This window comes from Streptococcus infantis (assembly GCF_047464415.1).
GTDB lineage: Bacteria > Bacillota > Bacilli > Lactobacillales > Streptococcaceae > Streptococcus > Streptococcus infantis_AE.
Window position 1 is genome coordinate 14,971 of the sequence record NZ_JASHBX010000006.1, and the last position, 22,822, is coordinate 37,792.

At 39.3% G+C, this 22,822-nt stretch carries 29 protein-coding genes; 25 read left to right on the forward strand and 4 right to left on the reverse strand.

Features of this window, described 5'->3' with window-relative positions:
* Positions 1–3 precede the first annotated feature (3 nt).
* The 9 genes from glnA to dnaJ all read left to right on the forward strand — a co-directional run bounded on the left by glnA (position 4) and on the right by dnaJ (position 8,957).
* On the forward strand, positions 4–1,350 hold the full coding sequence (gene glnA, locus QM460_RS04615) for a type I glutamate--ammonia ligase (protein ID WP_414289374.1): 1,347 nt from the start codon (positions 4–6) through the stop codon (positions 1,348–1,350).
* 119 nt (positions 1,351–1,469) lie between these two features.
* A complete protein-coding gene (locus QM460_RS04620) occupies positions 1,470–1,790 on the forward strand; it encodes a PadR family transcriptional regulator (protein ID WP_049508281.1) in 321 nt (106 codons plus the stop codon).
* A complete protein-coding gene (locus QM460_RS04625) occupies positions 1,790–2,365 on the forward strand; it encodes a DUF2812 domain-containing protein (RefSeq protein ID WP_414289375.1) in 576 nt (191 codons plus the stop codon). Before QM460_RS04620 ends, QM460_RS04625 begins: the two co-directional genes overlap by 1 nt.
* 34 nt (positions 2,366–2,399) lie before the next feature.
* Entirely contained in the window at positions 2,400–2,906 is a 507-nt protein-coding gene (locus QM460_RS04630; RefSeq protein ID WP_049508277.1) for a DUF2812 domain-containing protein, read from the forward strand.
* A 165-nt stretch (positions 2,907–3,071) separates the two neighbouring features.
* On the forward strand, positions 3,072–4,106 hold the full coding sequence (gene hrcA, locus QM460_RS04635; RefSeq protein WP_414289376.1) for a heat-inducible transcriptional repressor HrcA: 1,035 nt from the start codon (positions 3,072–3,074) through the stop codon (positions 4,104–4,106).
* Between the two features lie 26 nt (positions 4,107–4,132).
* On the forward strand, positions 4,133–4,648 hold the full coding sequence (gene grpE, locus QM460_RS04640; RefSeq protein WP_414289377.1) for a nucleotide exchange factor GrpE: 516 nt from the start codon (positions 4,133–4,135) through the stop codon (positions 4,646–4,648).
* 256 nt (positions 4,649–4,904) lie between these two features.
* Positions 4,905–6,728: a molecular chaperone DnaK gene (gene dnaK, locus QM460_RS04645; RefSeq protein ID WP_414289378.1), complete on the forward strand. Its 1,824-nt coding sequence runs from the start codon at positions 4,905–4,907 to the stop codon at positions 6,726–6,728.
* 192 nt (positions 6,729–6,920) lie between these two features.
* The gene (locus tag QM460_RS04650; RefSeq protein ID WP_060955285.1) at positions 6,921–7,553 is read left to right on the forward strand and encodes a DJ-1/PfpI family protein; all 633 of its coding nucleotides are present in this window, start codon (positions 6,921–6,923) and stop codon (positions 7,551–7,553) included.
* 267 nt (positions 7,554–7,820) lie between these two features.
* The gene (gene dnaJ / locus QM460_RS04655) at positions 7,821–8,957 is read left to right on the forward strand and encodes a molecular chaperone DnaJ (RefSeq protein ID WP_049530135.1); all 1,137 of its coding nucleotides are present in this window, start codon (positions 7,821–7,823) and stop codon (positions 8,955–8,957) included.
* Between the two features lie 192 nt (positions 8,958–9,149).
* On the opposite strand, the gene QM460_RS04660 is transcribed toward dnaJ, so the two are convergent.
* The 3 genes from QM460_RS04660 to QM460_RS04670 form a co-directional block, all read right to left on the reverse strand.
* The gene (locus QM460_RS04660; protein WP_414289379.1) at positions 9,150–9,803 is read right to left on the reverse strand and encodes a hypothetical protein; all 654 of its coding nucleotides are present in this window, start codon (positions 9,801–9,803) and stop codon (positions 9,150–9,152) included.
* Positions 9,804–9,883: 80 nt separating this feature from the next.
* Entirely contained in the window at positions 9,884–10,171 is a 288-nt protein-coding gene (locus tag QM460_RS04665; RefSeq protein ID WP_045763640.1) for a hypothetical protein, read from the reverse strand.
* 9 nt (positions 10,172–10,180) lie between these two features.
* Positions 10,181–10,591 (reverse strand): HIT family protein, encoded by a 411-nt coding sequence (locus tag QM460_RS04670; protein ID WP_414289380.1) that lies wholly within the window; start codon positions 10,589–10,591, stop codon positions 10,181–10,183.
* A 67-nt stretch (positions 10,592–10,658) separates the two neighbouring features.
* Here QM460_RS04670 and QM460_RS04675 point away from each other — a divergent pair, with 67 nt between their 5' ends.
* Together QM460_RS04675 and QM460_RS04680 are read left to right on the forward strand one after the other, a co-directional pair.
* Entirely contained in the window at positions 10,659–11,390 is a 732-nt protein-coding gene (locus QM460_RS04675; RefSeq protein ID WP_414289381.1) for an ABC transporter ATP-binding protein, read from the forward strand.
* Positions 11,387–12,436: an ABC transporter permease gene (locus tag QM460_RS04680; protein ID WP_414289382.1), complete on the forward strand. Its 1,050-nt coding sequence runs from the start codon at positions 11,387–11,389 to the stop codon at positions 12,434–12,436. Before QM460_RS04675 ends, QM460_RS04680 begins: the two co-directional genes overlap by 4 nt.
* A 305-nt stretch (positions 12,437–12,741) precedes the next feature.
* Here QM460_RS04680 and QM460_RS04685 read toward each other — a convergent pair whose 3' ends face one another.
* The gene (locus tag QM460_RS04685; protein ID WP_414267379.1) at positions 12,742–13,071 is read right to left on the reverse strand and encodes a helicase BlpT; all 330 of its coding nucleotides are present in this window, start codon (positions 13,069–13,071) and stop codon (positions 12,742–12,744) included.
* Positions 13,072–13,349: 278 nt separating this feature from the next.
* Between QM460_RS04685 and QM460_RS04690 the strand changes: the two genes are divergently transcribed.
* The 14 genes from QM460_RS04690 to rimP all read left to right on the forward strand — a co-directional run bounded on the left by QM460_RS04690 (position 13,350) and on the right by rimP (position 22,780).
* Positions 13,350–13,688: a LytTR family DNA-binding domain-containing protein gene (locus QM460_RS04690; protein WP_075228505.1), complete on the forward strand. Its 339-nt coding sequence runs from the start codon at positions 13,350–13,352 to the stop codon at positions 13,686–13,688.
* A 4-nt stretch (positions 13,689–13,692) separates the two neighbouring features.
* Entirely contained in the window at positions 13,693–14,430 is a 738-nt protein-coding gene (locus tag QM460_RS04695; protein ID WP_373094279.1) for a response regulator transcription factor, read from the forward strand.
* Positions 14,431–14,443: 13 nt separating this feature from the next.
* The gene (locus QM460_RS04700) at positions 14,444–15,793 is read left to right on the forward strand and encodes a sensor histidine kinase (protein WP_414289383.1); all 1,350 of its coding nucleotides are present in this window, start codon (positions 14,444–14,446) and stop codon (positions 15,791–15,793) included.
* Between the two features lie 101 nt (positions 15,794–15,894).
* Entirely contained in the window at positions 15,895–16,251 is a 357-nt protein-coding gene (locus QM460_RS04705; RefSeq protein ID WP_414289384.1) for a hypothetical protein, read from the forward strand.
* A 198-nt stretch (positions 16,252–16,449) separates the two neighbouring features.
* Complete coding sequence (locus QM460_RS04710) at positions 16,450–16,602, forward strand: hypothetical protein (RefSeq protein WP_414289385.1); 153 nt, start codon at positions 16,450–16,452, stop codon at positions 16,600–16,602.
* Positions 16,599–17,003, forward strand: a complete 405-nt coding sequence (locus QM460_RS04715) for an immunity protein (protein WP_414289386.1) — start codon at positions 16,599–16,601, stop codon at positions 17,001–17,003. The genes QM460_RS04710 and QM460_RS04715 overlap by 4 nt, the downstream gene beginning before the upstream one ends.
* A 503-nt stretch (positions 17,004–17,506) precedes the next feature.
* Positions 17,507–18,109 (forward strand): lysostaphin resistance A-like protein, encoded by a 603-nt coding sequence (locus tag QM460_RS04720; protein WP_414289387.1) that lies wholly within the window; start codon positions 17,507–17,509, stop codon positions 18,107–18,109.
* Between the two features lie 329 nt (positions 18,110–18,438).
* Positions 18,439–18,750 carry a role in replication gene (locus QM460_RS04725; RefSeq protein WP_414289388.1) on the forward strand — a complete coding sequence of 104 codons (312 nt, stop codon included), beginning with the start codon at positions 18,439–18,441 and terminating at the stop codon, positions 18,748–18,750.
* 214 nt (positions 18,751–18,964) lie between these two features.
* Positions 18,965–19,654 (forward strand): lysostaphin resistance A-like protein, encoded by a 690-nt coding sequence (locus tag QM460_RS04730; RefSeq protein ID WP_414289389.1) that lies wholly within the window; start codon positions 18,965–18,967, stop codon positions 19,652–19,654.
* A 41-nt stretch (positions 19,655–19,695) separates the two neighbouring features.
* Positions 19,696–19,944: an immunity protein BlpZ gene (gene blpZ, locus QM460_RS04735; protein ID WP_414289390.1), complete on the forward strand. Its 249-nt coding sequence runs from the start codon at positions 19,696–19,698 to the stop codon at positions 19,942–19,944.
* Between the two features lie 30 nt (positions 19,945–19,974).
* Positions 19,975–20,586: a lysostaphin resistance A-like protein gene (locus tag QM460_RS04740; RefSeq protein WP_414289391.1), complete on the forward strand. Its 612-nt coding sequence runs from the start codon at positions 19,975–19,977 to the stop codon at positions 20,584–20,586.
* 161 nt (positions 20,587–20,747) lie between these two features.
* Positions 20,748–21,542 carry a cell cycle regulator CcrZ gene (gene ccrZ, locus QM460_RS04745; RefSeq protein ID WP_000362994.1) on the forward strand — a complete coding sequence of 265 codons (795 nt, stop codon included), beginning with the start codon at positions 20,748–20,750 and terminating at the stop codon, positions 21,540–21,542.
* The gene (trmB, locus tag QM460_RS04750; protein ID WP_001266101.1) at positions 21,539–22,174 is read left to right on the forward strand and encodes a tRNA (guanosine(46)-N7)-methyltransferase TrmB; all 636 of its coding nucleotides are present in this window, start codon (positions 21,539–21,541) and stop codon (positions 22,172–22,174) included. Before ccrZ ends, trmB begins: the two co-directional genes overlap by 4 nt.
* Positions 22,175–22,300: 126 nt before the next feature.
* On the forward strand, positions 22,301–22,780 hold the full coding sequence (gene rimP / locus QM460_RS04755) for a ribosome maturation factor RimP (protein ID WP_414289392.1): 480 nt from the start codon (positions 22,301–22,303) through the stop codon (positions 22,778–22,780).
* Positions 22,781–22,822 lie beyond the last annotated feature (42 nt).

Here is a 22,822-nt window from a genome sequence, read left to right on the forward strand (position 1 = left end):
ACCATGCCAATCACAGCTGCAGATATTCGTCGTGAAGTTAAGGAAAAAAATGTAACCTTTATCCGTCTCATGTTTTCAGATATTTTGGGAACTATGAAAAACGTCGAAATTCCTGCTACAGATGAACAACTAGACAAGGTCTTGTCAAACAAGGCTATGTTTGATGGGTCTTCTATTGAAGGATTTGTCCGTATCAATGAATCAGACATGTATCTATATCCAGATTTGGACTCTTGGACAGTCTTCCCATGGGGAGATGAGAACGGTAGTGTCGCAGGATTGATTTGTGATGTCTATACAACAGAAGGGGAACCATTTGCAGGAGACCCTCGTGGAAATCTTAAACGTGCTCTTCGTCATATGGAAGAAGTTGGATTCAAATCTTTCAACCTTGGACCAGAGCCAGAATTCTTCCTATTTAAACTTGATGAAAATGGAGACCCAACTCTTGAAGTGAATGACAAGGGTGGTTACTTTGATTTGGCGCCTACAGACCTTGCTGATAACACTCGTCGTGAGATTGTAAATGTCTTGACTAAAATGGGATTTGAAGTAGAAGCCAGTCACCACGAAGTTGCCGTAGGTCAACATGAGATTGACTTTAAGTATGATGAAGTTCTTCGTGCTTGTGATAAGATTCAAATCTTTAAACTTGTTGTAAAAACCATTGCTCGTAAACATGGTTTGTATGCAACCTTTATGGCTAAACCTAAATTTGGTATAGCTGGTTCAGGAATGCACTGCAATATGTCCTTGTTTGACGCGGAAGGAAACAACGCCTTCTTTGATCCAAATGATCCAAAAGGAATGCAGTTATCAGAAACTGCTTACTACTTCCTTGGTGGTTTGATTAAACATGCCTACAACTATACAGCTATCATGAACCCAACTGTTAACTCATACAAACGTTTGGTGCCAGGCTACGAAGCCCCTGTTTACATCGCTTGGGCAGGTCGCAATCGTTCACCACTTGTTCGCGTACCAGCATCACGCGGAATGGGAACACGTTTGGAGTTGCGCTCAGTGGACCCAATGGCAAACCCTTATATTGCTATGGCTGTTCTTTTAGAAGTTGGTTTGAACGGTATCGAAAATAAAATCGAAGCACCAGCACCAATCGAAGAAAATATCTACATGATGACTGCTGAAGAGCGTAAAGAGGCTGGCATCACAGACCTTCCATCAACTCTTCACAATGCTTTGAAAGCTTTGACAGAAGACGAAGTTGTTAAAGCAGCTCTAGGTGAGCACATCTATACTAGCTTCCTTGAAGCCAAACGCATCGAGTGGGCAAGCTATGCAACTTTTGTCTCACAATGGGAAATTGATAACTACCTAGATCTTTACTAATGATAAATCAAAAAGATTGTCCGTGAGGACGATCTTTTTTTCTTGCATTTTATATCGAGGTGTGATATATTCTCTATAACGAAGTGCGATATATCAAACTAAATAGGAGGTCTGGTTAAATGGAATTAACAGATAAGATTAGGCGTGTCTACCTTCCCATGACTGAAACGGGATTTTATATTCTGTTTTGTCTGCAAAAGGAGAACCATGGCTATGGTATTACGCAAAAGGTCAAAGAAATGACAGATTCGCAGGTTTCGATTAGTCCTGGAACTATGTATGGAACCCTGTCAAAGATGGAAAAGGATGGTTTGATTTCCTTTGTCCGAGAAGAGGAAAAACGAAAAATCTATCAGATAACAGACTTGGGCCGTAAAGTTTTAGAGATTGAGTTGAAACGTATTGAACGACTCTACAGAAACAGTCGGGAGGAGCTTTGATGGAAAAGAAAGTTGTTTATAGAATTGCTACCATTGCGGATTATGATAGAGAGGCTCTCTATCTCGGAGAAATGCATGCTCAGGGCTGGAAACTTAAGGAAGTAAGCTATTCTAACTTAGTAGTTGCGGTTAAGTATACTTTTGAAAAGTGCCAACCGGAGCAGGTGGTTTATCAGTTGGACTTTTATCCTATGAAAAAATCAGAGAGAGCTTCCTATTTACAATTATATAAAGACTGTGGCTGGGAGCATATTACAAACTTTAATGGTTTTTCCTACTTTAGAAAGCTTTATTCTGGAGTTGAGTCGGATGCCGAGTTTGAAATTTATAATGACGCGTCCGGGAAGTTAGCAATGGTCAAGAAGATTTTAACAATGCGGATGCTTCCTGTTTTGCTTCTCTTTTCAGCGCTACTACCGGTTTTCTCAAAGTTACTCAGTGGAAGAAGTTATTTCAGTTGGGGAATGTTTTTGATTGTTATCATAGACTGTACTTTATTGATAGTTTTCGCGATTCAGATTTCTTATATTTTTTGGAGATTGATTCAAAAGTGGAAAGAATTATCTGATAAATAAAACCATGCATGTTTTCTAATTTGGAGGTCAGACAATGAATAGCAAAGTACAATTTCGAATGTTTATCATTTTTGATTTGGATAAGGTAGAAGAGTATTTGCATGAGATGCATTTGAAAGGTTGGAGATATAAAGCAAATCGTTTTGGCTTTTTCTATTTTGAGCAATGCCAACCAGATGATGTGGTTTACTGTGTATGGAATACTAGCTATCTTAGAAAAAATGAGGTAGATTTACAAAGTATTAAGGATAGAGGATGGGAATTTGTGGAAAATTGTTCTTATTCTGTTTTTCGAAAGGCAACTGATGATTTAGTTCCGAACGATCAAATTTTTATGAACAATCGTCTTAGATGGGATGGTGTGAAATCTGGACTTCGTACATCTACAGTTTCTATCTCTGGTGGTCTTGTTGTTTGTATGAGTCTGTTTCGCGAAAGTCTCTCTCAGTCTTTCTTCCTTATTTTTGCCCTATATGCTCTCATGATTACTTATCTAATCTATAGTTTTTATAGACTTAAACGGAAATATCTGGTTGATTGACAATAGTTTCTAGGTCCTCAGACTGATTTTTAGCACTCTTAACAAAAGAGTGCTAATTTTTTGAGTTTTTGTCTTGACATTCTCTTTTAAGGGTGTATAATAGAATCATAAGTTAGCACTTGAATGTATCGAGTGCTAAAAGATCTATCAGAGAGGAGTAGCGAGATGGTTACAGAACGTCAGCAGAATATTTTAAATCTGATTATTGACATCTTTACCAAAACGCACGAACCTGTTGGATCTAAAGCATTGCAAGAGTCTATTAACTCCAGTAGTGCTACCATTCGAAATGATATGGCAGCTCTAGAAAAGCAAGGTTTGCTTGAAAAGGCACATACTTCCAGTGGTCGGATGCCGAGTGTGGCTGGTTTTCAATACTATGTCAAACACTCCCTATCCTTTGACCGTTTAGCTGAAAATCAAGTTTATGAGATTGTAAAAGCCTTTGATCAAGAATTCTTCAAACTTGAGGATATCCTTCAAGAGGCAACTAAAATCTTGTCAGACTTGAGTGGTTGTACGGTTGTAGCACTGGATGTTGAACCAAGTAGGCAGAAGCTAACAGCTTTTGATATCGTTGTCCTCGGACAACATACAGCACTGGCAGTTTTTACGCTTGATGAGTCTAGAACAGTTACCAGTCAGTTTTTGATTCCGAGAAATTTCTTGCAGGAGGATTTAAATCGCCTCAAGACCATGATTCAAGAGCGTTTCCTGGATCAAACTGTTTTGGATATTCACTACAAGATTCGGACAGAGATTCCGCAGATTATCCAACGTTACTTTACAACAACGGATAACGTCATGGACCTCGTTGAACATATCTTCAAAGAAATGTTCAATGAAAATATCGTGGTTTCTGGAAAAGTCAATCTTCTGAATTTCGCAAATCTAGCAGCTTATCAGTTTTTTGATCAGCCACAAAAAGTAGCTTTAGAAATTCGAGAGAATCTGATTGGCGACCAGATGCAAAGTGTCCGAGTTGCGGATAGCCAAGAATCTTGTCTTGCTGACTTAGCGGTGATTAGCAGTAAGTTCCTGATTCCTTATCGTGGATTTGGAATTCTTGCGATTATAGGTCCGGTTAATCTGGATTATCAACAATTGGTCAATCAAGTCAATGTTGTGAATCGAGTTTTGACCATGAAGTTGACGGATTTTTATCGCTATCTCAGCAGTAATCACTATGAAGTGAATTAAGATTGAAATCATTAAAGGAGGCGAAAATGTCCCAAGATATAAAAAATGAAGAAGTAAAAGAAGAGGAAGTTGTGGAAACAGCTGAAGAAACAACTCCTGTGAAGTCTGAATTGGACTTGGCTAATGAACGTGCTGAAGAATTTGAAAATAAATACCTTCGTGCCCATGCAGAAATGCAAAACATTCAGCGTCGTGCCAATGAAGAACGTCAACTCTTGCAACGCTATCGTAGCCAAGATTTGGCAAAAGCAATTTTACCATCACTTGATAACCTTGAACGCGCCCTTGCAGTTGAAGGTTTGACAGATGATGTGAAGAAGGGCTTGGAAATGGTGCAAGAAAGTTTGATTCATGCTTTGAAAGAAGAAGGGATCGAGGAGATCGCAGCGGACGGAGAGTTTGACCATAACTACCACATGGCCATTCAAACAGTCCCAGCTGATGATGAGCATCCAGCAGACACCATCGCACAAGTCTTCCAAAAAGGCTACAAACTCCATGACCGCATCTTACGCCCAGCCATGGTAGTAGTATATAACTAGGCTAGAGAAGTTAAAAACCTTGTCCGAAATGACAATAAACTATGAAAGAATGATAAATAATGGTTTAGCTTTGCCAATAGTGAGCGAAGCGAACCAAAGGCGATACTCTTCGCCGTGGCGTTATTTTCGCAAACTTTGAGACTTTAGGCTCAAAGTTTAGTCAAAGAGATTGACTAAGTCAAGCTCTGACGGCGTCGCCACTTAAGAAGAGTATCAAAAAGAAAAAAAGAAGATATAACTTAAGGAGAAAAAACATATGTCTAAAATTATCGGTATTGACTTAGGTACAACAAACTCAGCAGTTGCAGTTCTTGAAGGAACTGAAAGCAAAATTATCGCAAACCCAGAAGGAAATCGCACAACTCCGTCTGTAGTTTCATTCAAAAACGGTGAAATCATCGTTGGTGATGCTGCAAAACGTCAAGCAGTCACAAACCCAGATACAGTCATCTCTATCAAATCTAAGATGGGTACTTCTGAAAAAGTTTCTGCTAACGGTAAAGAATACACTCCACAAGAAATCTCAGCTATGATCCTTCAATACTTGAAAGGTTACGCTGAAGAATACCTTGGTGAAAAAGTAACTAAGGCTGTTATCACAGTTCCAGCTTACTTTAACGATGCTCAACGTCAAGCGACTAAAGATGCTGGTAAAATTGCTGGTCTTGAAGTAGAACGTATCGTCAACGAACCAACAGCAGCAGCTCTTGCTTATGGTTTGGACAAGACTGACAAAGAAGAAAAAATCTTGGTATTCGACCTTGGTGGTGGTACATTTGACGTATCTATCCTTGAATTGGGTGATGGTGTCTTTGACGTATTGGCAACTGCGGGGGACAACAAACTCGGTGGTGATGACTTTGACCAAAAAATCATCGACCACTTGGTAGCAGAATTCAAGAAAGAAAATGGTATCGACTTGTCAGCAGACAAGATGGCTCTTCAACGTTTGAAAGACGCAGCAGAAAAAGCTAAGAAAGACCTTTCTGGTGTGACTTCAACTCAAATCAGCTTGCCATTTATTACTGCTGGTGAGGCTGGACCTCTTCACTTAGAAATGACTTTGACTCGTGCGAAATTTGATGATTTGACTCGTGACCTTGTAGAACGTACAAAAGTTCCAGTTCGCCAAGCTCTTTCAGATGCAGGCTTGAGCTTGTCAGAAATCGACGAAGTGATTCTTGTTGGTGGTTCAACTCGTATCCCTGCCGTTGTGGAAGCTGTTAAGGCTGAAACTGGTAAAGAACCAAACAAATCAGTAAACCCTGATGAAGTTGTTGCTATGGGTGCTGCTATCCAAGGTGGTGTGATCACTGGTGATGTTAAAGACGTTGTTCTTCTTGACGTAACACCATTGTCACTTGGTATCGAAACAATGGGTGGTGTCTTCACAAAACTCATCGACCGCAACACAACGATTCCAACATCTAAATCACAAGTCTTCTCAACTGCAGCAGACAACCAACCAGCCGTTGATATCCACGTTCTTCAAGGTGAACGCCCAATGGCAGCAGACAACAAGACTCTTGGACGTTTCCAATTGACAGATATCCCAGCTGCACCTCGTGGTATTCCACAAATCGAAGTAACATTTGACATCGATAAGAACGGTATCGTATCTGTTAAAGCCAAAGACCTTGGAACTCAAAAAGAACAAACAATTGTTATCCAATCTAACTCAGGTTTGACAGACGAAGAAATCGACCGCATGATGAAAGATGCAGAAGCTAACGCTGAAGCAGATAAGAAACGTAAAGAAGAAGTTGACCTTCGTAACGAAGTAGACCAAGCAATCTTTGCGACTGAAAAGACAATCAAAGAAACTGAAGGTAAAGGCTTCGATGCAGAACGTGATGCTGCCCAAGTTGCCCTTGATGAGCTTAAGAAAGCCCAAGAAGACAACAACTTGGACGAAATGAAAGCAAAACTTGAAGCTTTGAACGAAAAAGCACAAGGACTTGCCGTTAAACTCTATGAACAAGCCGCAGCAGCGCAACAAGCTCAAGCAGGAGCAGAAGGCGCACAAGCAACAGGAAACGCAGGCGATGACGTAGTAGACGGAGAGTTTACGGAAAAGTAAAACAATCCAGTGGATTGTTTTAGCGGAACCTCCTGAAATAAAGAAAGGTTCCGAGATTTGAGGATTCCTTTAATCCGAAACTCAATTCAGCATTACTAGTTTGATTTTTAAAACTTAAACTAGTAAGTAAAAGAAGAAATCCAGAGGTTGCAACCCAGCCTCTGTTTTTCGGTAAAATAGAGGATGTTGCGTATGAAAAAAGTACTTTGTATCATTTATCCTAATTTTTCTCTCTATGAGATAACCGCTTTAACAAGTACTTTAGCTCTGTCTTTTGACGTCACGATTGATTATGTCGCTTCAGATCACTCGATGGTGGTCTCTGAGGATGGTTTGCCCTGTCAACCGACCAAAACACTAGATCAGATCCGTATAGAAGAGTATTCTTGTGTGATTTTGCCAGGAATGGTAAATATAGGACCTGCCCTACAGGATGAGAAATTGCTTTCGTTCTTGAGGAACCTTGGTGAGCAAGATATCCTCATTGCAGCCATTTCTTCAGCGCCTCTTTTATTGGCGAAAGCAGGCTTGTTGAAGGATACGAAATTTACAGGTGGAATTTGGCAAAACTTCTTTGACTATTTTGAATTTCTTCCACGTGAAAATTTCCAACCGAAAGTTCTTGTGCAAGATAAACAAATCATTACGGCTATTGGTTTTGCGCATCAAGAGTTTGCAAGAAAAGTAATTCTTAGTCTAGGTTTGGCAGAGAATACGGATAACTATTTTAAAGAACAGAACGAGTATGCTGAAGAGGATTTGATATTTACTCTATCGGACCAAGAGTTTGATCAAGTGAAGCGAAGTATAGAAAACATCCTCTAAAGATTACATGAAAATTATAGAAAGGAACAAAGAGTGTTCGAGTAATTGAACACGGGTTCCAAAAATTCTTACTCAAAATGAAAGAAAGGAATTGAACCCGACCTACATCGAGGTTTGATTTACAACATCAATAGAAAGGAACAAAGAGCGTTCGGGGAATTGAACTCGAGCGGAAAGCTTGGAAATTAGATAAACCTCCTAAGAAATCAGGATTTCTTGTCGGTTTCCTAAATTTCAGTCGCTTTCTGTTCGCTCTTAGTATCTTGTATGAACAATACTGAATTTTATGACCGTTTGGGCGTTTCGAAAAATGCATCTCAAGATGAGATCAAGAAAGCCTATCGGAAATTATCTAAGAAATATCATCCAGATATCAACAAGGATCCTGGAGCTGAGGACAAGTACAAGGAAGTTCAAGAAGCTTATGAAACTTTGAGCGATGAACAGAAACGTGCTGCCTATGACCAATACGGTGCTGCGGGTGCCAATGGTGGTTTTGGTGGTGCTGGCGGTTTCGGTGGCTTCGATGGAGCAGGTGGTTTTGGCGGATTTGAAGATATCTTCTCAAGCTTCTTTGGTGGTGGCGGTGCATCACGTAATCCAAACGCCCCTCGTCAAGGTGACGACCTCCAGTATCGCGTTCATTTGACTTTTGAAGAAGCTATTTTTGGTACAGAAAAGGAAGTCAAATACAATCGTGAAGCAAGCTGTCGTACTTGTAATGGGTCTGGTGCCAAACCTGGAACAAGTCCAGTAACTTGTGGACGCTGTCATGGTTCAGGTGTGATCAATGTTGATACCCAAACACCGCTCGGTATGATGCGTCGCCAGGTAACCTGTGATGTCTGTCATGGCCGTGGTCAAGAAATCAAAGATCCATGTACAACCTGTCATGGAACTGGTCATGAAAAACAAGCTCATAGCGTACACGTAAAAATCCCTGCTGGTGTGGAAACAGGTCAACAAATCCGCCTAGCTGGCCAAGGTGAAGCCGGCTTTAATGGTGGTCCTTATGGTGACTTGTATGTAGTAGTTTCGGTGGAAGCAAGTGATAAATTTGAACGTGAAGGAACTACTATCTTCTATAATTTGAACCTCAATTTTGTTCAAGCAGCACTTGGTGATACAGTAGACATCCCTACAGTTCATGGTGATGTAGAATTAGTCATTCCAGAAGGAACTCAGACTGGTAAACGATTCCGCCTACGTGGTAAAGGTGCGCCTAGCCTTCGTGGTGGTGCCCTTGGTGACCAATACGTTACTGTCAATGTTGTTACCCCAACAGGTTTGAATGACCGCCAAAAAGCAGCCTTGAAAGAATTCGCAGCTGCAGGTGATTTAAAAGTAAATCCAAAGAAAAAAGGCTTCTTTGACCATATTAAGGATGCCTTTGAAGGAGAATAAAGCATAAAGTAAAAAGAGCCTTCGGGCTCTTTTTCGTGCAATCTTTAGAATGTTATACTCAATGAAAATCAAAGAGCAAACTAGGAAGCTAGCCGCAGGCTGTACTTGAGTACGGCAAGGCGACGCTGACGTGGTTTGAATTTGATTTTCATTGAGTATTAGCATGGGAGAAATCATTCTCAGACTAGTCTGTTATTGATATTTTTGAGTGAGTAAGCCAGCCTCATCCATCTCCTGGATGAGTTGCTTGAGTTCCGCTTCCTTGCCAGGTTTCACGGTGACGGTATCAATGTGCTTAATTGCCGAATTATCATGAATATCCACCAAGGTCAAAGCTTTCTCATAGAACGCGATTCCCTTTTTCATGCTTTCTGGATCATTCAAAGTTAGAATTGTGTAAGAAGAATGTGATTTCTTTCCGTTTTCTCGGAAATACTTCTCGCCTTCCTCCTCTAAAAATTGGAATAAACCATGATTGAACAAGTTATCCCCTACTTTATAGTAAGAAATATCTCCTGTCTGTAGAACATAGACTTTGAGTCGGTTTTTAGTCAGGTTAGGACTTTCTTTTAGGACGGGGTGGCTATTGATAACTTCATCAGAGAATGTCACATAAAAATCTAAGCCTCCACCCTCGAATTCATAGTGTCCATCTGATTCTACTTTTTCAGGAGGCATGTCAAGGGAGATAAAGATTTGTTTTAAGGCTTCATTTCCTTTTCTGATGTCACTCGGTGAGGCCTTGAACAGATTGGCCAGTATTAGAAATGCTAGGGCTGCAAGAAGGCAGAGGCCACCACAAATGATCAGGATGATACGCGTCAGAACTTTAAACAACTGTTTCATTTTCATGCCCTCCCTGGTCTACTAAGATCTGCTAACCCAAAATGGATTTAAAGGGGAAATAAGGAAAATTGGAGTTTCCCTTAGTTTTCTTCAGTTTCCTGCAATTCTTTTAGTACAGCTAATCTTGTTTGGACGTCTTTTTCCAAGACTTTAAACTTATAGGTCAAATCTTTTTGATATTCCTTGATGAGTTCTTTTTGTTGGTCGATAATTTGCAGGCTATCTTGAATGATATCCAAGTCATCCTTAATGGCTTCAACACGATCAGTTGTATCTAAAACCTCTTCAGTGATAGCTTGGCGGTTCTTAACGAGAAGGTATGAACCGACTGCAGAGCCTGCAAAAAGTAGTAAGTTTGATAGTTTCATAGTGACTCCTTAAGCATTTTTGATCGTTTCAGCGACTTGGGCAAGTTTGTCGAAGTCTGGTTCATGTGCGATAAAGTCAATTTTTAGGTCGTCATCTGCACTATAGCGAGGAACCAGGTGGACATGGGTATGGAAAACGGTTTGTCCAGCAACTTCTTCGCAGTTGGCGATGATATTCATACCTTCAGCTTTGGTAGCTGCCATGACTTTTTGAGCAACCTTTGGTACTTGGGCGAACAGTTGGCTAGCACTAGTAGCATCCATTTCTAAAAGGTTGCGATAGTGTTCTTTTGGTACGACCAAGGTGTGACCAGGTGTTACTTGTGAGATATCAAGGAAGGCAAGAACTTGATCATCTTCGTAAACCTTTGATGCGGGAATCTCCCCAGCGATAATTTTACAAAAAATGCAATCTGACATAAAATCTACCTCTACTGTATTGAATTTTGATATAATATAGCTACATTATACCAGATTTGGAGAAAATATGTTAGAAATTAAAAATCTGACAGGGGGCTATGTTCATGTCCCTGTCTTGAAAGATGTGTCCTTTACAGTCGAGAGTGGACAGTTGGTCGGTTTGATCGGTCTCAATGGTGCTGGAAAATCAACGACTATCAATGAAATTATTGGACTTTTGACACCTTATAGTGGAGAAATAAACATCGACGGGCTAACCTTAGGTGCCAATCCGCGAGAATATCGTCAGCAGATTGGTTACATTCCTGAAACTCCTAGTTTGTACGAAGAATTAACTCTCAGAGAACATATCGAGACGGTTGCCATGGCCTATGGTATTGAACAAAACCTAGCTTTTGAACGTGTAGAACCTCTTTTAAAAATGTTTCGTTTGGATCATAAGTTAGATTGGTTTCCTGTTCATTTTTCAAAAGGGATGAAGCAGAAGGTCATGATTATCTGTGCCTTTGTTGTGGATCCGAGTCTCTTTATCGTCGATGAACCTTTCCTTGGTCTTGATCCCTTGGCAATTTCGGACTTGATTCAGCTTTTGGATCTTGAAAAGAAAAAAGGCAAGTCGATCCTCATGAGTACCCACGTTCTTGACTCTGCTGAAAAAATGTGTGATTCTTTTGTCATTCTCCACAAAGGTCAAGTCAGAGCTAAAGGGGATCTTGAAGAGCTGAGACAAGCATTTGCCATGCCAGAAGCAAGTCTCAATGATATCTATTTGGCTTTGACCAAAGAGGAGGACAGATGAAAGACTTGTTCCTAAAGCGAAAGAAGGCTTTTCGTAAAGAGTGTGTCGGTTATCTGCGCTATGTGCTCAATGACCACTTTGTCTTGTTTTTACTGGTCTTAGTAGGTTTTCTAGCCTATCAGTATAGTCAACTGCTCCAGCATTTTCCTGAGAATCATTTACCAATCCTAGGTTTAATTGGGATTGTCTCTGTTTTACTCTTACTTTGGGGAGGGATAGCGACCTATGTAGAAGCGCCTGATAAGCTCTTTCTCTTAGTAGCTGAAGAAGAAGTGAGAGAACACATCCAGAAGCAAAGTTTAGTTTCCTTCATCTTTTGGGTTAGTGTACAGACTCTCTTTTTGCTCTTTTTTGCTCCGTTATTTTTAGCCATGGGCTTAGGCTTAGGAGTTTTTGGGGTCTATGTTTTTCTTTTGGGAGTCGGGAAATATTTCCTGTTTCAGAAAAAGGCTGGCAAGTTTTTTAGTGCAAATCATCTGGACTGGGACTATGTGATTGCCCAAGAAAGTAAACGCAAGCAGTTCTTGCTTCGCTTCTTTGCCCTCTTTACCCAAGTCAAGGGAATTTCAAACAGCGTCAAGAGACGAGCTTATCTAGATGTTATCCTAAAAGCAGTTCAGAAGGTGCCGAGCAAGATTTGGCAGAACCTCTATCTTCGTTCTTATCTGCGAAATGGAGACCTCTTTGCCCTCAGTCTTCGCCTCCTCTTCTTATCTTTGCTGGCTTTGATCTTTATCGAGCAAGCTTGGATTGCGACAGCAGTAGTGGTTTTATTTAACTATCTCTTACTCTTTCAGTTATTGGCTCTCTATCATGCCTTTGATTACCAATATTTGACCCAACTTTTCCCGCTAGACAAGGGACAAAAGGAAAAAGGGTTACAGGCAGTTGTCCGAGGATTGACAGGTTTTGTTTTATTGGTTCAGCTGGTAGTGGGATTGATTACCCTCCAAGAAAAACTAGCCCTTCTAGCCCTACTTGGAGCTGGACTGGTCTTACAAACCTTGTATCTCCCTTATCAGGTGAAACGCCAGATGCAGGATTAAATCTTATAAGATTAGATGAAAATGAGGTTGGGACAAAAGATCCCGACCTCACTTTTTATTAGCAATCAAACTTTGACGCGGTAGCTGATTGAACTTTTTGTTCGTCTTTTAGACTCCAAAAAGCTCCTAATCATCCTCGCGGGGCTGGGACTACGAAATCGAGACTTTGTCTATCGATTTCTGTCCCACCGCCATTTTTATTTACGTAACTTCAATGAATACCAAGAAGCAAACCAGAAGATAGTCGCAGGTTACTCAAAACCTAGTTTTAAGGCTAACATGGTTTGAAAAGATTTTAAAGACTATTACAAGATAAGGGTTGGCCCGTAGAGACTTAACTTGGTCTTGACTTGGTCAAAGTGGAAGCGGTCATAGGCTCTCCAAGCGGCGCGAGTAGGGGCATCTGGATTGAGGGCACTGAGACCCATGAGAAGACTGGAAGTCTGGTAAAATTTTTCCAGCTCAATCAAGAATCTATTATCCACTGTTTCAGCTTTAGAGAGAAAGCGGAGGATATTGTCCAGTTGCTCCTGAAAGCGGACATCGTCAGCTGTTGCCTGTTTGCAGACTTGGTAAGTTTTGTTTAACTCAGTTATCAGTGTCTGAGCTTTTTTGATGGGGTCTGTTTCCGTCATGAGAATTCCTCCTTTGTGATGGTTTTAAAGTTGTTTTAAGCCTTTGTCTTTCTATAATCCTAGCCTATCACTTTTTACTCTTTTTTTACCTTCAAATCTTTAATTGTCATTGAAATTTCCTGAATGGTAATAGCGAAATTTTATGATAAAATAGTTGTAAGGTTATCATAGTCATTTTGTAAAAACTTAGACACTTTAGGAATTTTTGAGAACCGTTTAGGATTTGGTGAAAAATAGTTTCTCGGCTTATGATATCCTCTCTTCAGGAGGTTTTATCCATGAACTATATCATCATCCAAAAAGAGAAAGAAATTTTCAAATTAAACATAAAGGATATCTACTATATCCAAACGCATCCAAGGAAAGCCCATACCGTGCAGATTGTTACAGAAGACGCTAGCTTTGATCTGTTTCAAAATTTAAGCAAGCTTGAAAAACAATATGGGGAAACTTTAACGAGATGTCATCGAAATTGTCTGGTCAACCTTGAACGAGTAAAATCCATGGAACTCCAATCGAAGATTCTTTTTCTTGGAGAAGAAGATCGATATGCTGTTCAGTATTCCAGACGTCGTTATAGAGAAATTCGCCAAAAATGGTTGAGACAAGGAGAGTAAGAAGATGAGAATATTTGTTTTAGAAGATGATTTTTCCCAACAAGCAAGAATTGAAACGACGATTGAAAAACTTTTGAAAAAACAGAGTATCATTCCCAGTTCTTTTGAGGTCTTTGGAAAGCCAGACCAATTGCTGGCAGAGGTGCATGAGAAGGGGGCGCATCAGCTTTTCTTTTTGGACATTGAGATTCGAAATGAAGAGATGAAGGGACTAGAAGTGGCTAGAAAGATTCGGGATCGGGATCCTTATGCCCTGATTGTCTTTGTGACGACTCACTCAGAGTTTATGCCCCTGTCCTTTCGCTACCAAGTTTCAGCTTTGGACTACATTGATAAGGCCTTGTCGGCAGAGGAGTTTGAATCTCGTATCGAGACAGCCCTCCTCTATGCCAATAGTCAAGACAGTAAAAGTCTAGCGGAAGATTGCTTTTACTTTAAATCAAAATTTGCCCAATTCCAGTATCCCTTTAAAGAGGTTTACTATCTCGAAACGTCCCCAAGACCCCATCGTGTTATTCTCTATACCAAGACAGACAGGTTAGAATTTACGGCTAGTTTAGAGGAGGTTCTCAAGCAGGAACCCCGTCTCTTGCAGTGCCATCGCTCTTTTCTAGTTAATCCAACTAATGTAGTTCGTTTGGATAAGAAAGAAAAACTCCTTTTCTTTCCCAATGGCGGAAGCTGTCTAATCGCGCGTTATAAGGTCAGGGAAGTGTCTGAGGCTATCAATAACTTACACTGAGTGAGGTGATGGAATGGAATTAGTTTGGAAGATAGTATATGCGTTTTTGATATCTGGATTGGAATTGTTTATATTTTTTAAGGTGGATGGAATTGTTCTAACTCTGGAGAGAGTTTTTAAGGCCTTTCTTTTTAAGATACTTTTGGCAGTTGTTTTTGTAATGATTAGCTATATAGTAGGAAATAATTACCTATCTTATTTTGTGGAACCCTTGTACGGCATCGGTTTATCTTTCTTGTTTTTAAGAGGGCTTCCTAAAAAACTCCTTATCTTTTATGGTCTCTTTCCAATGATATTGGTGAATCTCTTTTATAGAGGAGTCTCCTATTTTGTGCTTCCATTTTTGGAGCAAGGGCAGGTGTATGATGACCACTCTTTTATTTGGTTATTTATAAAAATTTTTATTTGCTTTATTTCTCTAGCTTTTTTGAAATGGTTAGATTATGATTTTACTAGCTTGAGAAGGGAGATTCTAGATAAAGATTTTCAAAAGTCCCTGACTAAGATTAACTGGATAATGGGAACCTACTATCTAGTGATGCAAAGTCTGTCTTACTTTGAATATGTACAAGGTATCCAATCAACGACAGTTCGCCATCTAATCCTAGTGTTTTACCTGCTCTTTTTTATGGGGATTATCAAGAAATTGGATACCTATTTGAAGGACAAACTCCATGAGAGACTGAACCAAGAGCAGGACTTGCGCTATAGAGATATGGAGCGGTATAGTCGGCATATAGAGGAACTTTATAAGGAAGTGCGGAGCTTTCGTCATGATTATACCAACCTCTTGACCAGCTTACGTCTGGGCATTGAAGAGGAGGATATGGAGCAGATAAAAGAGGTCTACGACTCCGTCTTGAAGGACTCTAGCCAAAAATTGCAGGACAATAAATATGACCTGGGCAGATTGGTGAATATTCGAGACCGTGCCCTTAAAAGTCTCCTAGCAGGAAAATTTCTAAAAGCTAGAGAAAAGGATATTGTCTTTAATGTCGAAGTTCCTGAGGAGATTCAAGTCGAGAGTATGAGTCTGCTTGATTTTCTGACTATTGTGTCTATCCTTTGTGACAATGCCATTGAAGCTAGTGCAGAGGCCAGTCAACCTCGTGTCTCAATCGCCTTTATAAAAAATGGAGCACAGGAAACCTTTATCGTTGAAAACTCCATCAAAGAAGAGGGTATAGATGTTTCTGAAATCTTCTCTTTTGGAGTTAGTTCTAAAGGGGAGGACCGAGGTGTTGGTCTCTATACCGTCATGAAGATTGTGGAAAGTTATCCCAATGCCAGTCTCAATACCACCTGTCAAGATCAAGTCTTTCGTCAGGTTTTGGCGGTTCATTTGCTGTCAACTTCTGATTAGAAAATGTGTGAACAAGAGAACAATGGCATTTTAGGTTGAAAAACACTGCAACGATTTGTCTTTATCCAACCTGACTTTTTATATTATTCGAGGAAAAATAAATGAACCAGAAATCTTATTTTATAGCTTGTTCTGTACTGATTATCCTATCCAATCTTCTCATGTTTTCTCTAGTCAATGAGGGAGAAGGTACAGGAGCTAATCTGATTATAATTGTTTCAACCTGTGTCTTGCTACCAGCCTTTTTACATGCAGTTGAAAATCAGCAGACATCATTGGTTAGGGCAGAATCCTTGCTCCTCATTCAGATGGCAGTGGTGTCCTTAGTCCGTCTCATCAGCCGAATAGAGAGGACACCTGAAATCTTACATACAGGCCTCACCCTTCTAGTTTTAGCAAGCTGGCTAGCCTTTATCCTCCTAGCTATTATGAGAATGTATCAGAAAAAAGGGAAGTAAAGATGAGTGCATTTTAATTTGTTAGGTTTTATTTGGGCAAGCATATTTTCCGTGCTTGCTTTTTCATTTTTTCTACAATTTAGGAGGTTTTGATGACCATTCATGATTTGGGGAAATTAAGGTCAAAAGGAGTGCTATACTAGCAGTGTAAAGGATATAGCTCAACTAAAATAAAGCACACATTTAGGAGGAAATCTTATGAAGAAAAAAATACTTGTCATTTTCATCTTGTATCTAATCATGTCTCCGCTTGGGGGGAGTATTTGGTATCAGCTATTTTATACCATAGCCTATCTGATTGCAGTTATGATCTATTTTGCTATCATTAAAAAGAAAGAAGTAAAGAAATGAAAACTTTTCTTGCTAAAAAACGGAACATCTTCTTAGCTAGATTGTTCCTAGGTCAGTTTCCTGTACTGATCTCTACTTATTTATTTCTATCTCGTCAGTTTTTGCATTTTTCCTTAGTTTTTCAATTGCTTTTAGTGGTTGTTAACTTGGCTTCTATTTTGGTAATTGTTTACCTCACTAGGGAAATGAGAATGAGAAAGTTTGAAGATGATGAGTTGGTCAATCCGAGAACCAATCAACTCATGTTCATTGGATTGACAGGTTTTATGTCTATTATCGGTTTGTATAGAGGAATGACAGCAGCAGAATCCTATCAACAACTGATTGGTTATATTGCTTCTGTTCTCTGCTTAATCATCATGTTGCTGCTCATTTGGGGCTTGAAGTATTATAAAAAGTAAGCTCACAAAAAGAACTTACAGGTAGCGTTTTCAGACTGCTGGTCTTTTTTAAGAGAAGTTCTTGTAATTTAAGAGTTTTTGACGACCGTTTAAGATTTGGATACAAAACCTAAAAAAGCAGTGCCATACTAAAAGTGTAAAAGTTACAAGGATACCAATGCTAAACTGAAATAAAGGAGTGATTCTTATGGCGAAAAAAATAGTTACGATTGTCATCTTGTATGTAATCATGCAAACCTGTCTTTATCCGTTTAGGGGAAATGAGTGGTATTATGTAATGGATGCGCTAGCATACTTTGCTTCGGTTTATATCTTCGTTCAGTTCAATAAAAAATGGAGAAAAAGCCATTTTGAATCTTGAACATAGAAGTTTTATAGGTCTGGAATGGATCATCTAAATAGAATGAATAGTTTTAAATTAATATCTGCTAAGGATCATCTGTAAAATGCAAAATTCTTGCATCCTTATTTTGATCGACTTTTAAAGGAGAGAGGTTGTGTTTATGGCCATTTTTAATAAATGTCATGCTGTGTTTGTTGGATTTTTAGCCTTTATAATAGTTACTTCAGTAGGTTATACCATCAATCAAGGAGATTTTTTTCAAAACGAGTACCTATTTATTATCGTAAAGACTTTCTGGATTTCACTGAGTGTTGCCTATGCGAAATGGTTTGATATGGTTTCGCTAAGAAGGTTAACGAAGAAAGAAATTCTACTTTTTATTGGAAGTTTTCTTATTTGTGTGCTGGTAAATATAGGTTATTATAGTTTTTTTACAGTCTCTTCTGGTGCTGGATATCAACACCTTGAGGCTACTAGTACAGGAATTTCATTATCCTTTATTGCAAGCGTGACAGTTTTTGGGCCTATTCTGGAGGAATTTGTTTTCAGAGGTATCCTTCAAGGTGCGGTTTTTGAAAATTCTTGGTTGGGCCTTATACTGACTGCCTCTCTCTTCTCTTTCCTGCATGCTCCTTATGATGTTCCTTCATTTATCTATTATCTATTTGGAGGTTTGATGCTGGGCTTTGCTTATAAAAAGAGTCAAAATCTATCGGTGCCTATCTTAGTCCATATCTGTTACAATTGTTTATCATTCTTCTAGTAGTTTTCAGTAGTTAAATTTACAAAGGAATGTAGAGGATGGTCAATTAGCGTCATAGTGCCTAGGGAACTGACCTGGTAGATGTGAAATCAATAGATGGAGGAATCATATGAAAAAGTATGTGTATTTTTTAGATTTATTTGCCCGAGTTGTAATAATATTGCTATCTCTTGTTCTTTGTATAAGAGTACTCATGATTTCAACAGAACTCTGGAGAAATGTTCTTGTACTGGTAAGTACCCCTGTTACGATCTATAGTCTGCTAAAACATAGACCAGGCAAGAAGAACATAAAAACCCTGTGAAAATCTTAAAAGAAAGATTAAAAAGATGCAAGCAAAATATAAAAATCAAATAGCAGAAGTTTGGGAAATTGGTAAGGATACACCGAAACCAAGTTGGGTAGAAGATGCCTTGAAAAAGAATTACATAGTATGGCTAGACAATCATGTCCGAATTTTAATGGCAGGCCTTCAGTCTTCTCTTGTAACCAATCTCAAAATCGGGCTAGTCGGAACAGCAGGAGGAGGTTTTGCTGGTTATAGTATGTATGTCCTTGGCTATCCAGGAGATTATCTTGACCTCACCAATCATAGAGTGGTATCTGCCAAGGCTTTTCATCGAGACTATCAAGTTTTATAAAATGATTAGGTAGAAAAAGGATGATGGTCTATCATTTTGAAAAGAATTGACTGCCTAGATGATGAAAAATATAAAGTTTTTAACAGCAACAAAAGTACACAAGGGTAGATGTATTGGCTTATCAAAGTCATGGTGATAGCTACCGAGACTGAATGCTGGAGGATTAAATGATAATTGGTGGCAGTTACGATAGCAAAGCTATGAGGGAGTTTCTATGAAAAAATATTCTATTCTTTTCAAAACAAGTGCAATTCTTTCTTATTTATTTTTGTTTTTCGGATTGTCTTGGACAACCCAATTTTGGAGAAATTATTGGGAGTTCTCGTCTGGGGTAGGAAATGTCATCTGGATTCGAAACATCATCAGTGTTCTCTTTATCGGTTTGATGATGTGGTTCTTGGTTAGGTCGGGCCATGCTTATCTCTTTCGTATCCCTAGGAAAAAGTGGTTGAGCTATTCTGTTCTGACGGTGTTAGCAGCTGTCGTTCTTATAAGCTTTAACTATCTGACAGCTAAACACGTTCAGGGGACAAACGAAAGTTGGAATTTGTTTATTGCCTATAGTGAGACCAATTTTGCAGAGTTCGGAGTTTATCTAACCTTAATAGTACTAGGGCCTCTGATGGAAGAATTGGTATGTAGGGGACTGCTTCAACATGCCTTCTTTAAGAATTCAAGATGGGGACTGGATATTCTATTTCCGTCAGTTTTGTTCGCCTTACCTCATTTTTCAAGTTTTCCTAGTCTACTAGACCTTCTGGTTTATACAGCAGTTGGATGTATATTTGGTGGTTTGACACGCTATACAAAGACTATCTATCCGTCTTACACGATTCATATTGTTAATAATATCATTGCAAACTTACCATTTTTACTCACTTTTCTACATAGGGTCTTGGGGTAAAAAACCAAAAGGCTTGCTTTTCAGCCATAGAGGAGGTCATCATGTATAAACACTTATTTTTCCTAGATTCAAAAACCTTAGACTGGTTGACGCCCTATATTCTAGACTTGGCTTCTGACACCATTGCTTTCAATGTTTTTGTGCTAACCTTTGTATCTGTGGTGCTCTTTTATTTCCTAAATCCCATGCTATCTTTAATGGCTATCTTCTTAGGGGGTGGTTATGTGGTCGGATTTTGGTTACTCAAGTGGTTTGTTTTGGAAAGACTAGAGCTAAAGGATGACGTGTAGGGAAGTCTGTTTGATGGGGAGGATAGTTTTATGGCCATTTTCAATAAATGTCATGCTTTGTTTTTGGGATTTTTAGTCTTTGCAATCGTTGGTACAGCGGGATATTTCGTCAATCAAGGAGATTATTTTCAACACCAGTACACATTCATTGCTGTAAAGAGTCTCTTGCTTTTCCTTAGTTTTGGCTATGCGAAATGGTTTGACATGATTTCTTTTGGGATGTTAAGTAAAAAGCAGCTTTTGCTGTCCATTGGAATTTTTCTTCTCACTGTGCTGGTAAATATAGGCTATCATGCCTTTTTCTCAGTTGTTTCTGGTGCTTCGGCTCAACATCTTGAGGAAACTAGTAGAGGACTGTCGCTTTCCTTTATTGTAAGTGTTACAGTTTTGGGACCAATCCAGGAGGAATTTATGTTTAGAGGACTTCTTCAAGGTGCAGTTTTTGATAATTCTTGGTTAGGACTTGTGTTGACTTCCTCTCTCTTTTCTTTCATGCATGATCCTTATGATGTGCCTTCGTTTTTCTATTATCTATTTGGGGACTTGTTGCTGGGCTTTGCTTATAAAAAGAGCCAAAACCTATGGGTCTCCACTTTAGTCCATATGTTTTACAACAGTTTGCCACTCTTATTTTATTTATAAAAATCATGAAAGGTAAGTAGGAGATTGCGCTTACCTTTTTCTTTCTATAATGATAACCCAAACCACCCCAGAGGCTTTTATTTGAGAATCAGGTCGGGACTGGTTGACGAATAAGATAAAAACTAGTAGAATAGTAAGGAAACTTTATACGGAGGAAAGAAATGGACTTGGGTGATATTGAGCTAACGCTGACCCCTATACCTGGGAAAAGCGGAAAAGCTTATATGGGAAGCTACCCTGATGGGAAGCGCGTCTTTATTAAAATGAACACCTCTCCAATCCTACCTGGTTTAGCCAAGGAACAAATCGCTCCTCAATTATTATGGACTCGCCGTTTATCGGATGGGCGTGATATGTGTGCCCAAGAATGGTTGAATGGTAAAATTTTGACCCCTTATGATATGAATCGCAAGCAGATTATCAATATTTTGAGCCGCTTGCATCGTTCGCGTCCTTTGATGACGCAATTGACTCGTTTGGGCTATTCTTTAGAAACACCTTTTGACTTGCTTCAGGCTTGGTTAAAAGATGCTCCAGAATCCTTGAAGAACAATCAATATCTAAGAATGGTAGTAGAGGATTTGCGAGGAAGTTTGCCAAACTTTAGGGAAGATTATGCAACGATTGTTCATGGAGATGTACGACATAGTAATTGGATTGAGACAGAGAGCGGTCTTGTTTATTTAGTGGATTGGGATTCCGTTCGTTTAACGGATCGCATGTTTGATGTAGCTCATATGCTATGTCACTATATTCCAGACTATCAGTGGAAAGAGTGGTTGACTTATTACGGTTACAAATACAACCAGACAGTCATCAACAAACTATTTTGGTATGCTCAGTTATCCTTCTTGAGCCAGATTGCCAAATATTATACAAATGAAGATCTAGAAAATGTCAATCGGGAGATTTATGCCTTGCGTATCTTCCGTGACAAGTATGGAAAGAAGAGATGAGAGTTAGAAATCGTAAAGGGGCAACAGAATTACTAGAGGCTAATCCTCAGTATGTTGTCTTAAATCCTTTAGAAGCCAAAGGGAAATGGCGAGATTTATTTGGAAATGACAATCCTATCCATGTTGAGGTTGGTAGTGGTAAAGGTGCTTTTGTAACAGGTATGGCCAAGCAAAACCCTAATATCAACTATATCGGGATTGATATTCAAAAGTCTGTTTTGAGCTATGCCTTGGACAAGGTCTTGGAAGTTGCTGTACCCAATATCAAGTTGTTGTGGGTTGATGGTTCAGATTTGACCGACTACTTTGAAGATGGTGAGATTGATCGTTTGTACCTGAACTTTTCAGATCCGTGGCCTAAAAAACGCCATGAAAAGCGTCGTCTAACCTATAAGAGTTTCTTGGATACCTTCAAGCGTATCTTGCCTGAACACGGTGAGATTCATTTCAAGACAGATAACCGTGGCTTGTTTGAATATAGCCTAGTGAGTTTTTCTCAATATGGCATGAAGCTCAATGGCGTTTGGTTGGACTTGCACGCCAGTGACTTTGAAGGAAATGTCATGACAGAATATGAGCAAAAATTCTCAAGTAAGGGTCAAGTTATCTACCGAGTTGAGGCAGAATTTTAAGAAAAAGCTTAAAATCAAGCCTTCTGAGTGCTTATACTTTACATAAGTAGTCAAAAGTGTTATACTGTAAGTAAGAATATGAGAAAGTGAGGCGGGGAAATATCTTCGCCTCTTGCTTATGAGGAGGTGGACGCAATCGCAACTATCGTAGAATTAGTCAGAGAAGTCGTAGAACCTGTCATTGAAGCTCCCTTTGAACTCGTGGATATCGAGTACGGAAAGATTGGCAGTGACATGATTCTTAGTATTTTTGTAGATAAACCAGAGGGAATTACCTTGAACGACACAGCGGACTTGACAGAAATCATCAGTCCTGTCCTAGATACTATCAAGCCAGATCCCTTCCCAGAACAATATTTCCTAGAAATCACCAGTCCAGGCTTGGAGCGTCCTTTGAAAACCAAGGAAGCGGTCGCTGGAGCAGTTGGGAAATACATCCATGTTGGACTTTACCAAGCCATCGATAAGCAAAAGGTCTTTGAAGGAACCTTGCTAGCCTTTGAAGAGGATGAGTTGACTATGGAGTATATGGACAAGACTCGTAAGAAAACAGTCAAAATCCCATACAGTTTGGTATCAAAAGCACGTTTAGCAGTAAAATTATAGTAAAAGAAAGGAAGCTTTTGAAGATTCAAAAGTGAATAGAAG